Origin of the sequence: Streptococcus mitis subsp. hohhotensis (genome assembly GCF_000722775.1) — a bacterium.
Taxonomy (GTDB): Bacteria; Bacillota; Bacilli; order Lactobacillales; family Streptococcaceae; genus Streptococcus; species Streptococcus carlssonii.
The window spans coordinates 538,168-551,147 of the sequence record NZ_JPFZ01000009.1; the positions used below are offsets into that span (position 1 = coordinate 538,168).

The window sequence follows — 12,980 nt, forward strand, 5'->3', positions numbered from 1 at the left end:
TTAATTCAGGTTCTTTTTAGTATCAAAAAATGTTGAAGAAAAATGTAGACGTAGCCTTTCAACTTAATCCGATTTATTGCTTACTATCTCCAATAAAATTGAAAAGGATGGAAAAAAGTATAAATTTATGATATACTTTATTTTAAAGACCTTATTAGAAATCTTGAAAGAGTATTGAAAACTTAGAATGAGAAAAATTGTTATCAATGGTGGATTACCACTACAAGGTGAAATCACTATTAGTGGTGCTAAAAATAGCGTTGTGGCCTTAATTCCAGCTATCATATTGGCTGATGATGTGGTGACTTTGGATTGTGTTCCAGATATTTCGGATGTAGCCAGTCTTGTCGAAATCATGGAATTGATGGGAGCTACTGTTAAGCGTTATGACGATGTATTGGAGATTGACCCAAGAGGTGTTCAAAATATTCCAATGCCTTATGGGAAAATCAATAGTCTTCGTGCATCTTATTATTTTTATGGAAGTCTTTTAGGTCGCTTTGGTGAAGCCACAGTTGGCTTGCCTGGAGGGTGTGACCTTGGTCCTCGCCCGATTGACCTACACCTTAAGGCTTTTGAAGCTATGGGGGCTACTGTTAGCTACGAGGGAGATAACATGAAGTTATCTGCCAAAGATACAGGACTTCACGGTGCAAGTATTTACATGGATACGGTTAGTGTCGGTGCAACGATTAATACGATGATTGCTGCGGTTAAAGTGAATGGTCGTACTATTATTGAAAATGCAGCCCGTGAACCTGAAATTATTGATGTAGCTACCCTCTTGAATAATATGGGAGCCCATATCCGCGGTGCAGGAACTAATATCATCATTATTGATGGTGTTGAAAGATTACATGGAACCCGTCATCAGGTAATTCCAGACCGTATCGAAGCTGGAACATATATTTCTTTAGCTGCTGCAGTTGGCAAGGGGATTCGTATAAATAATGTTCTTTACGAACACCTAGAAGGATTTATTGCTAAGCTGGAAGAAATGGGAGTGAGAATGACTGTATCTGAAGACAGCATTTTTGTCGAAGAGCAGTCTAATTTGAAAGCAATCAATATTAAGACAGCTCCTTACCCAGGCTTTGCAACTGATTTGCAACAACCGATTACCCCACTTTTACTAAGAGCGAATGGTCGTGGTACAATTGTTGATACGATTTACGAAAAACGTGTAAATCATGTTTTTGAACTAGCAAAGATGGATGCGGACATTTCGACAACAAATGGTCATATTTTGTACACAGGTGGACGTGATTTGCGTGGAGCCAGTGTTAAAGCAACTGACCTACGAGCTGGGGCTGCACTAGTCATTGCTGGTTTGATGGCCGAGGGGCAAACTGAAATTACAAATATCGAGTTTATCTTACGTGGTTATTCTGATATTATTGAAAAATTACGTAATCTAGGAGCGGATATTACACTTGTTGAGGATTAAGCCGTAGAGGTGTTTATGAATATTTGGACCAAATTAGCAATGTTTTCTTTTTTTGAAACGGATCGCTTGTATTTGCGTCCTTTCTTTTTTAGTGATAGTCAAGACTTCCATGAGATAGCCTCAAATCCTGAAAATTTACAATTTATTTTCCCAACTCAGGCAAGTCTGGAAGAAAGTCAATATGCACTGGCCAATTACTTTATGAAGTCCCCTTTGGGAGTGTGGGCTATTTGTGACCAGAAAAATCAACAAATGATTGGTTCTATTAAATTTGAGAAGTTAGATGAAATCAAAAAAGAAGCTGAGCTTGGCTATTTTTTGAGAAAAGATGCTTGGTCGCAAGGATTTATGACAGAGGTTGTTAGAAAAATTTGTCAACTTTCTTTTGAGGAATTTGGTTTAAAACAATTGTCCATTATTACCCACCTTGAAAATGAAGCTAGCCAAAGAGTTGCTCTTAAGGCTGGATTTAGTTTGTTCCGTCAGTTTAAGGGAAGTGATCGCTACACAAGAAAAATGCGGGATTATCTTGAATTTCGGTATGTAAAAGGAGAATTCAATGAGTAAGCATCAGGAAATTCTAAGCTATTTGGAGGAATTACCAGTAGGTAAAAGGGTCAGTGTTCGTAGCATTTCCAACCATCTGGGAGTCAGTGATGGAACGGCCTATCGTGCTATCAAAGAAGCTGAAAATCGTGGAATTGTGGAGACCCGCCCAAGAAGTGGTACTATCCGTGTTAAATCCCAGAAAGTTGCGATTGAAAGATTAACTTTTGCTGAAATTGCAGAAGTGACTTCTTCTGAGGTTTTGGCTGGGCAAGAAGGTTTAGAGAGAGAATTTAGTAAGTTTTCAATTGGTGCCATGACTGAACAAAATATCTTGTCTTACCTTCACGATGGGGGACTCTTGATTGTCGGAGACCGTACCCGTATCCAACTGTTAGCACTTGAAAATGAAAATGCTGTTCTTGTGACAGGAGGATTTCATGTTCATGATGATGTGCTTAAACTGGCCAATCAGAAAGGGATTCCGGTTCTGAGAAGCAAGCATGACACATTCACCGTCGCGACCATGATTAATAAAGCCTTGTCAAATGTTCAAATCAAGACTGATATTCTGACAGTTGAGAAACTTTATCGTCCGAGTCATGAATATGGTTTTCTGAGAGAAACCGACACAGTCAAAGATTATTTGGACTTAGTTCGTAAGAATCGTAGCAGCCGTTTCCCAGTTATCAATCAACACCAGATTGTTGTTGGAGTTGTAACCATGAGAGACGCTGGTGATAAGTCACCAAGTACCACAATTGATAAAGTCATGTCTCGTAGTCTATTTTTAGTTGGATTATCGACAAATATTGCCAATGTGAGTCAACGGATGATTGCTGAAGACTTTGAAATGGTACCGGTTGTTCGGAATAATCAAACCTTGCTTGGAGTTGTGACACGGCGAGATGTCATGGAGAAGATGAGTCGTTCTCAAGTTTCGGCTCTACCAACTTTTTCTGAGCAGATTGGTCAAAAACTCGCTTATCACCATGATGAAGTAGTGATTACAGTGGAACCCTTTATGCTTGAGAAAAACGGTGTTTTAGCTAACGGTGTATTGGCAGAGATACTGACTCATATGACCCAAGATTTAGTTGTGAATAGTGGTCGCAATCTCATCATCGAGCAAATGCTGATCTACTTTTTGCAGGCTGTTCAGATAGATGATATACTGCGCATTCAAGCACGCATTATCCACCATACTAGACGATCAGCTATTATTGATTACGATATTTATCATGGTCATCAGATTGTTTCAAAGGCAAATGTGACTGTTAAAATTAATTAGAAACTAGGAGAAAAAATGATAACATTAAAATCAGCTCGTGAAATCGAAGCTATGGACAAGGCCGGTGATTTTTTAGCAAGTATCCATATTGGCTTGCGTGATTTGATTAAGCCAGGCGTAGATATGTGGGAAGTTGAAGAGTATGTCCGACGTCGTTGCAAGGAAGAAAATTTCCTTCCACTTCAGATTGGGGTTGACGGTGCCATGATGGACTATCCTTATGCTACCTGCTGCTCTCTTAACGATGAAGTAGCTCATGCCTTCCCTCGTCACTATATTTTGAAAGATGGTGATTTGCTCAAAGTTGATATGGTTTTGGGAGGTCCTATTGCTAAATCTGACCTGAATGTCTCAAAATTAAACTTCAACAATGTTGAGCAAATGAAGAAATACACTCAGAGCTATTCTGGTGGTCTAGCAGACTCTTGTTGGGCTTATGCTGTTGGTACACCTTCCGAAGAAGTGAAAAACTTGATGGATGTAACCAAAGAAGCTATGTACAAGGGGATTGAACAAGCTGTTGTTGGAAATCGTATCGGTGATATCGGTGCAGCGATTCAAGAATACGCTGAAAGTCGTGGATACGGTGTAGTGCGTGATTTAGTTGGTCATGGTGTTGGCCCAACCATGCACGAAGAACCAATGGTTCCTAACTATGGTATTGCTGGCCGTGGGCTTCGTCTCCGTGAAGGAATGGTCTTGACCATTGAACCGATGATTAATACAGGTGACTGGGAAATCGATACAGATATGAAGACTGGTTGGGCCCATAAGACCATTGACGGTGGATTGTCATGTCAGTATGAACACCAATTCGTGATTACGAAAGATGGTCCTGTTATCTTGACTAGTCAAGGTGAAGAAGGGACTTATTAAAATAAGTAAAAGTAGATTGAAGAAAAAGTGGCTCTTTGGACAATTTTCTTCAATTTTTTCTTTTATCTATAGTGAAATGAAAAAACGAACAATTTGATTGAGAAATTCAAATCAATTTCTAACAATGTTTTAGAAAACATAGTGTACTATTAAAGAGTTTGTTTCATATAATATAATGATAAAAACAGTTAACCGTAGCAAACTTGATACAAATTTTAACATTTATAGTACAATAGGTTTAAATTCTTAAGAAAGTTGGTTCTTTATTGGAAACGATAGTCTTTTCAATCTCCGTTTTTTTAGCAGGTGTCCTGTCCTTCTTTTCTCCCTGTATTTTTCCTCTTCTGCCAGTTTATGCTGGAATTTTATTGGATGATCAGGAAAGTGCAAAAAGCTTCTCCTTATTTGGAAGAAAAGTTGCCTGGTCAGGTTTGATTCGAACACTTTGCTTTATCGCAGGTATTTCACTCATTTTCTTTATTCTAGGATTTGGTGCTGGTTACTTTGGTAATATTCTCTATGCCAATTGGTTTCGCTATACCATGGGTACGATTATCATTATTTTGGGCCTTCACCAGATGGAAATTTTTCATTTTAAGAAATTAGAGGTTCAAAAAAGCTTTACTTTTAAGAAATCAGAAGCCAATCGTTATTGGTCGGCCTTTTTACTCGGTATTACCTTTAGTTTTGGTTGGACGCCTTGTATTGGTCCAGTTTTGAGTTCTGTTTTAGCGCTTGCAGCTTCTGGAGGCAATGGTGCTTGGCAAGGAGCGATTTATACCTTGATTTACACTCTGGGCATGGCTCTTCCTTTCTTGGTTTTGGCTCTAGCTTCAGGTGTAGTGATGCCTTATTTTAGTAAAATCAAACGCCATATGATGTTACTGAAGAAAATTGGTGGTTTCCTCATTATTTTAATGGGAATTTTGTTACTATTAGGACAAGTAAATGTTCTAGCTGGAATTTTTGAATAAAGGAGAAAAAGATGAAAAAAGTAATGTTTGCTGGCTTAAGCCTCTTGTCATTAGTCGTATTGATAGCCTGTGGTGAGGAAGAAACTAAAAAGACTCAAGCAGCACAACAGCCAAAACAACAAACGACTGTACAACAAATTGCTGTTGGAAAAGATGCTCCAGATTTTACCTTGCAATCTATGGATGGTAAAGAAGTTAAGTTATCTGATTATAAGGGTAAAAAAGTCTATTTGAAGTTTTGGGCTTCCTGGTGTGGTCCATGTAAGAAAAGTATGCCAGAGTTGATGGAATTAGCGGCGAAACCAGATCGCGATTTTGAAATTCTTAGTGTCATTGCACCGGGTATTCAAGGCGAAAAAACTGTTGAGCAATTCCCACAATGGTTCCAAGATCAAGGTTATAAGGATATCCCAGTTCTTTATGATACCAAGGCCACAACCTTCCAAGCTTATCAAATTCGAAGCATTCCTACAGAATATTTAATTGATAGCCAAGGAAAGATTGGGAAGATTCAATTTGGTGCTATCAGCAATGCGGATGCAGAAGCAGCATTTAAAGCAATGAACTAGCATAGATAAAGAGAATCTGATTACAAATTTCATGGTATAATAGATGGTAACCGTAACGTTGCCGTCTTTTTTGTCGGCCAATAGAAAGAGAAGAGAATGTTAAAGAAAAATGATATTGTAGAAGTTGAAATTGTTGACTTGACCCATGAAGGTGCAGGTGTGGCCAAGGTGGATGGTTTGGTATTTTTTGTAGAGAATGCTTTACCAAGTGAAAAAATCCTCATGCGAGTTCTCAAGGTCAATAAAAGGATTGGCTTTGGGAAAGTGGAAGAATACCTTATCCAGTCACCACACCGTAATCAAGATCTAGATTTGGCTTACCTGCGTTCAGGAATCGCTGATTTAGGTCATCTTGCATATCCAGAACAGCTCAAATTTAAAACCAAGCAAGTTAAGGACAGTCTCTACAAGATTGCAGGAATTGCTGATGTAGAGGTTGCTGAAACTTTGGGTATGAAAAATCCAGTCAAGTACCGCAACAAGGCACAGGTCCCTGTTCGTCGAGTAAATGGTATCTTGGAAACTGGATTTTTCCGTAAGAATTCTCATGACCTCATGCCTCTAGAAGATTTCTTTATCCAAGATCCAGTGATTGATGAGGTAGTAGTAGGCCTACGTGACTTGCTCCGCCGTTATGATTTGAAACCTTATGATGAAAAGGAACAATCTGGCTTGATTCGAAACCTTGTGGTGCGTCGTGGGCATTACTCAGGACAAATCATGGTTATTTTGGTAACAACTCGACCTAAAGTTTTCCGTGTGGAACAATTGATTGAACAACTAATCAAGCAGTTCCCAGAGATTGTGTCTGTCATGCAAAACATCAACGACCAGAATACCAATACAATTTTTGGTAAGGAATGGCGCACCCTTTATGGACAAGACTATATTACCGACCAGATGCTGGGAAATGACTACCAAATCTCTGGTCCAGCCTTTTACCAAGTTAATACAGAAATGGCGGAAAAACTTTATCAGACAGCCATTGACTTTGCGGAGTTAAAAGAAGATGATGTGGTCATTGATGCCTATTCTGGTATAGGAACGATTGGCCTCTCTGTTGCGAAACTCGTCAAGGAAGTCTATGGTGTCGAAGTGATTCCAGAAGCGGTTGAGAATAGCAAGAATAATGCCCAATTAAACAATATTTCAAACGCCCACTATGTCTGTGATACAGCCGAAAATGCCATGAAAAATTGGCTCAAGGAAGGTATTCAACCAACCGTTATTCTAGTGGACCCACCAAGAAAAGGGCTCACAGAAAGCTTTATCAAGGCAAGTAGCCAAACAGGAGCAGACCGCATAGCCTATATCTCATGCAATGTCGCTACTATGGCGCGTGATATCAAACTCTACCAAGAATTGGGATATGAGTTGAAGAAAGTCCAGCCGGTTGATCTTTTTCCGCAGACGCACCATGTCGAATGTGTAAGTTTGTTAGTGAAACGGAGCTAATGCTCAAAATAAAGAAACTAAAACTCCATTATTTTAAGATGAAAACCTAAATTTTTCTGTGGAGCTAAAATATTGATAGAGAACAGACCAGAATTTGATAAAATCACATCCTTTGATGAGTTTAATAAATACTATTGGTATCGTGATGAACTTTCACAGATATGCAAGTCATTAGGGCTTGAATATAGAGGTACCAAACAAGAAATCAATCATATTATTGAGCAGTACTTTAAGGGGAATTTGATTGAAAAATCATCAATAAAAAGGAAAAAGAAACAAGTAGAAGTCCTTACCTTAGATACGCCCTTACTTAAATGTAGATTTTCATTTAACACTTACTTTAGAGAATATTTCTCAACTTTAACAGATGTTTCACCCTTTAAATTTACTGCTGATATGGCGACTGCTTGGAGAAAAGTAAAAAGAGAAAATGATTTGAGTTTTACAATCCAAGATATGCTAAAAGTCTATTATGGAGATTCAGATTATGCCAAGTATGACCATTCGGTTTGTCAATGGAATCAATTTTTAAAGGATTTCTGTGCAGACGAAAATAGTGGCAACTACTCGAATAAACTAAAAGTAGCTTCCATTCTTTGGAAAGAAGTTAGAAATTCAAGTAATGAAAAAATTTATTCAAATAATCTTTTGAGTGAATATGCTGGTAAAATAAAAGAGTATTGTAAGTAGAAACGCCATCTCACTTGGTGGCGACAGTGATACACTCGCAGCAATCACAGGAAGCATAGCAGAGGTAGCTTATGGTATTCCTGATGGGATAAAAGATAAGGCCTATTCTTACTTGGATGAACTCTTAAAAGATGTAGTTATGCGATGGGAAAATAGAATAAAATTATATTAATCTCCAGTACGTCAGATTTCTCTTTTCTGAGTTTTCATTATATAATAGCATTATATGTAATGGTAAATGTAGCTACGCTAACATTTCTATTTAAAAATTAAGGAGTATTATCAATGAAAAAGGCAATGGTAATTATCAACCCTACGTCTGGTGGGGAAAAGGCTTTGGATTACAAAGATAAGCTGGAAAATAAAGCAAAAGAATACTTTGAGCACGTGGAAACCAAAATTACCGAAAAGGCGCTGGATGCAACACATTTTGCTGAAGAAGCTTCTCGTGAGAAGTACGATGCAGTGGTTGTGTTTGGTGGAGATGGGACTGTCAACGAAGTCATTTCTGGTATTGCTGAGAGAGACTACATTCCTAAGTTGGGTATTATCCCTGGGGGTACGGGTAACCTCATTACGAAACTGTTGGAAATCAATCAAGACATCGATGGCGCGATTGATGAACTGGATTTTGATTTAACCAATAAGATTGATATTGGTAAAGCAAATGATAACTATTTTGGTTACATCTTTAGTATCGGTTCTCTTCCAGAGGCGATTCACAATGTTGAAATCGAGGACAAGACAAAATTCGGTATTTTAGCCTATGCTGTTAATACTATGACGTCTGTCATGACGGATCAGGTCTTTAACATTAAGGTTGAGACAGAAAATGGAAATTATGTTGGTGAAGCAAGCCATGTTTTGGTTCTCTTGACAAATTACTTCGCTGACAAAAAAATCTTTGAAGAAAACAAAGATGGATATACTAACATTTTGATTTTAAAAGACGCATCTCTATTCTCCAAATTATCCGTCATTCCTGATTTACTAAAAGGCGATGTTGTCGCAAATGATAATATCGAATATATCAGAGCACGTAATATTAAGATTTCTTCAGATAGTGAATTGGAGTCAGATGTTGATGGCGATAAGTCGGATAACCTTCCTGTAGAAATCAGGGTACTGGGCCAACATATTGAAGTATTTTCAAAACCGAAAGAGTAGAAAATAAAAATTAGTTTATTATTCACAACGAAATTAAGTTCTATATCAACGATTGGAGGAGGAATGAATTCTCTATTTGATGAATTTCGAACAATTTGTTCTCATTTAAACCAAGTTGGAATCACTCCGACGCTCATGGGGTCTTTGGGGTTTGAATACCAATCAAATGAAGAATGGGGGCCGTCTGACATTGACATTCATGTGCCTGGTGACCCTAGAGGTTGGGAAGCACCCGATCATCTCAGAATTTATGAGTGGGATAAGATAATGAAAGTGATGAAACACTTAGGCTATGCCTTAATAGATATTCATGAGCATGAATTCCAAAAAGATGGTCTGAGTGTTGAATTCGGAAGTATCGATTCTTTACCTGATTTTGCTGGAGTTTCGGAATCGGATATAGAGTTGATTCATCTCGAAAACATCACTTTTCGCGTTCCAAGTTTGGAACAGTTTTTAAGTATTTACAAGGCTTCTTCCCAAGATTCTTATCGAAATGAGCACAATAACAATAAGGATTTTAAAAAGATAGAGTGGCTGGAAAGACATTTGTGAATCATCATTTGAAAAGTAGTTGGTTGTAAGGCTGACTGCTTTTTTATTTATAGAAACAATCCACTCGAAACTACGGGCAAACCTTGCAAATAAAATACGAAAGTAGTATACTAGAATCACAATTATGAAAACGTTTGCGTAAAATTTGAATTGGAACTCAAGGAGACAAATTGATGGAATTAAGTGCCATTTACCATAGGCCAGAGTCGGAGTTTGCCTATCTTTATAAGGATAAGAAGCTTCATATTAGGATTCGAACTAAGAAAGGGGACATTGAAAGCATCAACTTGCACTATGGAGACCCTTTTATCTTTATGGAGGAGTTTTATCAGGATACAAAAGAAATGTCCAAAATAACTTCTGATGCCTTATTTGATTATTGGCAGGTTGAAGTGTCAGTTGACTTTGCACGTATCCAGTATCTCTTTGAACTCACGGATACAGAAGGTCAAAGTATTTTGTATGGTGATAAAGGTTGTGTGGAAAATTCTCTAGAAAATCTTCATGCCATTGGAAACGGATTTAAGTTGCCTTATCTTCATGAAATTGATGCATGCCAGGTTTCTGATTGGGTTTCAAATACGGTATGGTATCAGATATTTCCTGAGAGATTTGCTAATGGAAATGCTCGATTAAACCCAGAAGGGACTTTAGACTGGGATTCATCTGTCACACCTAAGAGCGATGATTTCTTTGGTGGTGATTTACAGGGGATTATTGACCATCTGGATTACTTTCAAGGCTTGGGTATTACTGGTCTCTATCTTTGTCCGATTTTTGAATCTACAAGCAATCACAAGTACAATACGACAGATTACTTTGAAATTGACCGTCATTTTGGAGACAAGGAGACCTTTCGGGAACTGGTGGAGCAAGCGCATCAGCGTGGCATGAAAGTCATGCTGGATGCTGTATTTAACCATATTGGTTCGCAATCGCCCCAATGGCAAGATGTTGTTAAAAATGGTGAGCAGTCTGCTTATAAAGATTGGTTCCATATCCAACAATTCCCAGTGACGACTGAAAAGCTAGCCAACAAGAGAGAGTTGCCTTATCATGCTTTTGGTTTTGAGGACTATATGCCGAAGCTAAATACAGCAAATCCAGAGGTCAAGGACTATCTTTTAAAGGTTGCGACTTATTGGATTGAAGAGTTTGATATTGATGCTTGGCGTTTGGATGTGGCTAATGAGATTGACCATCAGTTTTGGAGGGATTTTCGCAAGGCAGTTCTAGCTAAAAGGCCTGATCTTTATATCCTTGGAGAAGTCTGGCATACGTCTCAGCCTTGGCTAAATGGAGATGAGTTCCATGCGGTCATGAATTATCTTTTATCTGATAGTATCAAGGAGTATTTCTTACGAGGACTTAAGAAGACTGACCAATTCATCGATGAAATCAATGGCCAATCTATGTATTACAAACAGCAGATTTCAGAGGTTATGTTTAATCTCTTGGATTCGCATGATACAGAACGAATCTTGTGGACGGCTAATGAGGATGTTCAACTGGTCAAATCAGCTCTAGCCTTTCTCTTTTTACAAAAGGGAACACCATGTATCTACTACGGAACCGAGCTTTCCTTGACTGGCGGTCCAGACCCAGATTGTCGTCGTTGTATGCCTTGGGAACACGTATCAAGTGATAATGACATGCTGAACTTTATGAAGAGGCTGATAAAGATTCGCAAACACGCGTCAGAAATCATTTCGCATGGCAAGTATAGCCTCCAAGAAATCAAACAAGATGTAGTTGCCTTGGAGTGGAAATATGAAGGACAAATTCTTAAAGCTATCTTTAACCAATCAAAAGAAGATTATATTGTCGAGAAAGAAGCAGTAGCACTAGCAAGCAATTGCCAAGAATTAGAGAATCAGCTTGTCATCTCTCCAAAAGGATTTGTGATTTTTCATTAAAGAGCAATTATGAGCGACAGGAAAATTGTAGTATAGAGAGCTTTTTACAAACAGACTATTTGTCGTCTTGCTACAATTGGTATATAATTTAACTTAAAGAAAATAGGAGGACTAATCGAATGGAATTAAAAGATTTTACAGAAAAAGAACAGGAAATGATTAAGAAGGGGCTGACGACGTCTAAGATTAGTGACAAGGAAACTGCTGAGAAGATTCTTGCGCTAGTACCACAAGACTTGATTAAGCGCATTCCGTTTTTCGTCAGAAAACATGCTACAACACGTACGATTAAACGCATTTCAATTGAACACCCTGAACTCTACGCTGTAGCTCAAACAAGTGGTGAGATTCCAGAAAAAGAACGCGAAGAATTGCGTCAGATTATCACAACTATCTTTGAACAAAAGATGAACAAGCATAGTATTAAGTAGAGAATGAAAATATATTTTATTGGCGGTTTGGGAAGCAATGTCTATCATAGCAAGGATTTTCTTCAAGAACTAGATTTGCAGATCTGTTTTCTGAATCCATATGAAAGATTTTTTCAAAGCGAATTAGATTTGAAATCATGGTTTAAAAATGAGATTGTAGAGGAAGAATCTATCTGTCTGATAGGTCATTCTCTTGGAGGAGATTTGGCTCGTTATCTCGCATCGGAATTTTATGAAGTGACAAAACTGATTCTTTTGGATGGTGGCTATCTAGATTTAGATAAGAGTTTACCTTTAGATACAGAGTTAGAGGAAACTAAAAACTATATCAAATCTCAAGTTATTTCGGACTTAAATCTTCTTATTTCTAAAGAAAAATCCGAAGCAAAGTATTGGTCAGAAAATATGGAGGAAGCTGTAAGACAGTCCTATCACTGGAATGCGAAGTATAATAGATATGAGTTGGCTATAAATTATGAAAATATAGAAGCGATCCTCCGCCTACGGAGGAAAATCCAAGCTTTTAAGAGAGAAGTGGGAGATACCTTGTTTATTAGTCCTCGCTATCCTAATGAAGCTACATGGAGAGAGGAAGCCCTAAAAGAATTGCCAGACTATTTTGATACTATTCTTCTAGAGAACTTTGGCCATGAGCTTTATACTGAAGCACCTAAAGAAATCGCTAGTCTAATTAATGAGTGGTTCTCTTATTCTCACTAGGATATTGAACAAATCATCATAATTAATATATAGTTGATTGGAATAAGATATGAACAAATTGATTAGGAATATCAAATTAATTTGGGCTTTTTGTCAACTATAGTAGGTTGAAGTCAGCTAAGATCTAGAAAGGACAAATTTCGTCCTTTCTTTTTTGATATTTGATTCTTTGATATCGAGTAGTTTTATGATAAAAAGTAATGATTCCATATGATTTTTTCTATGGAACTTTTTCTACACAAAATAGACTCCATAATATCCATAGGGGATTTACCCACTACAAATATTATAGAGTCGCTTTTTCTATTCAGGGAGCTTGAAGGGCTATCATCGGACAAAATAG

At 37.8% G+C, this 12,980-nt stretch carries 13 protein-coding genes and 1 pseudogene; all 14 read left to right on the plus strand.

Annotated elements, in window-relative coordinates; all coding sequences use genetic code 11:
- Positions 1 to 187 precede the first annotated feature (187 nt).
- The 14 genes and pseudogenes from SK608_RS05305 (at position 188) to SK608_RS05365 (ending at position 12,637) form a co-directional block, all read left to right on the plus strand.
- Complete coding sequence (locus tag SK608_RS05305; protein WP_033677135.1) at positions 188 to 1,447, plus strand: UDP-N-acetylglucosamine 1-carboxyvinyltransferase; 1,260 nt, start codon at positions 188 to 190, stop codon at positions 1,445 to 1,447.
- A gap of 15 nt (positions 1,448 to 1,462) precedes the next feature.
- On the plus strand, positions 1,463 to 2,014 hold the full coding sequence (locus SK608_RS05310) for a GNAT family N-acetyltransferase (protein ID WP_033677137.1): 552 nt from the start codon (positions 1,463 to 1,465) through the stop codon (positions 2,012 to 2,014).
- Complete coding sequence (gene spxR, locus SK608_RS05315) at positions 2,007 to 3,284, plus strand: CBS-HotDog domain-containing transcription factor SpxR (RefSeq protein WP_033677138.1); 1,278 nt, start codon at positions 2,007 to 2,009, stop codon at positions 3,282 to 3,284. Before SK608_RS05310 ends, spxR begins: the two co-directional genes overlap by 8 nt.
- A 15-nt stretch (positions 3,285 to 3,299) precedes the next feature.
- Complete coding sequence (locus SK608_RS05320; RefSeq protein ID WP_000631543.1) at positions 3,300 to 4,160, plus strand: methionyl aminopeptidase; 861 nt, start codon at positions 3,300 to 3,302, stop codon at positions 4,158 to 4,160.
- Positions 4,161 to 4,426: 266 nt separating this feature from the next.
- Complete coding sequence (gene ccdA2 / locus SK608_RS05325) at positions 4,427 to 5,134, plus strand: thiol-disulfide oxidoreductase-associated membrane protein CcdA2 (RefSeq protein WP_033677139.1); 708 nt, start codon at positions 4,427 to 4,429, stop codon at positions 5,132 to 5,134.
- A gap of 11 nt (positions 5,135 to 5,145) precedes the next feature.
- Entirely contained in the window at positions 5,146 to 5,703 is a 558-nt protein-coding gene (sdbB, locus tag SK608_RS05330; RefSeq protein WP_033677141.1) for a thiol-disulfide oxidoreductase-associated lipoprotein SdbB, read from the plus strand.
- A gap of 96 nt (positions 5,704 to 5,799) precedes the next feature.
- A complete protein-coding gene (rlmD, locus tag SK608_RS05335) occupies positions 5,800 to 7,158 on the plus strand; it encodes a 23S rRNA (uracil(1939)-C(5))-methyltransferase RlmD (protein WP_033677143.1) in 1,359 nt (452 codons plus the stop codon).
- Between the two features lie 72 nt (positions 7,159 to 7,230).
- Positions 7,231 to 7,848 carry an SAP domain-containing protein gene (locus tag SK608_RS05340; RefSeq protein ID WP_033677145.1) on the plus strand — a complete coding sequence of 206 codons (618 nt, stop codon included), beginning with the start codon at positions 7,231 to 7,233 and terminating at the stop codon, positions 7,846 to 7,848.
- Positions 7,847 to 8,020 (plus strand): annotated as a pseudogene (locus tag SK608_RS10690) (ADP-ribosylglycohydrolase family protein); the annotation flags it as partial. The gene SK608_RS05340 and the pseudogene SK608_RS10690, both read left to right, overlap by 2 nt.
- Before the next feature lie 113 nt (positions 8,021 to 8,133).
- Positions 8,134 to 9,015, plus strand: a complete 882-nt coding sequence (locus SK608_RS05345; RefSeq protein ID WP_033677147.1) for a diacylglycerol/lipid kinase family protein — start codon at positions 8,134 to 8,136, stop codon at positions 9,013 to 9,015.
- A gap of 63 nt (positions 9,016 to 9,078) precedes the next feature.
- The gene (locus tag SK608_RS05350) at positions 9,079 to 9,570 is read left to right on the plus strand and encodes a phosphoribosylanthranilate isomerase (protein WP_033677150.1); all 492 of its coding nucleotides are present in this window, start codon (positions 9,079 to 9,081) and stop codon (positions 9,568 to 9,570) included.
- 173 nt (positions 9,571 to 9,743) lie between these two features.
- A complete protein-coding gene (locus SK608_RS05355) occupies positions 9,744 to 11,486 on the plus strand; it encodes a glycoside hydrolase family 13 protein (RefSeq protein WP_033677158.1) in 1,743 nt (580 codons plus the stop codon).
- A 119-nt stretch (positions 11,487 to 11,605) separates the two neighbouring features.
- Complete coding sequence (locus SK608_RS05360; protein ID WP_000420558.1) at positions 11,606 to 11,917, plus strand: hypothetical protein; 312 nt, start codon at positions 11,606 to 11,608, stop codon at positions 11,915 to 11,917.
- A 3-nt stretch (positions 11,918 to 11,920) separates the two neighbouring features.
- The gene (locus tag SK608_RS05365; protein ID WP_033677160.1) at positions 11,921 to 12,637 is read left to right on the plus strand and encodes an alpha/beta hydrolase; all 717 of its coding nucleotides are present in this window, start codon (positions 11,921 to 11,923) and stop codon (positions 12,635 to 12,637) included.
- Positions 12,638 to 12,980 lie beyond the last annotated feature (343 nt).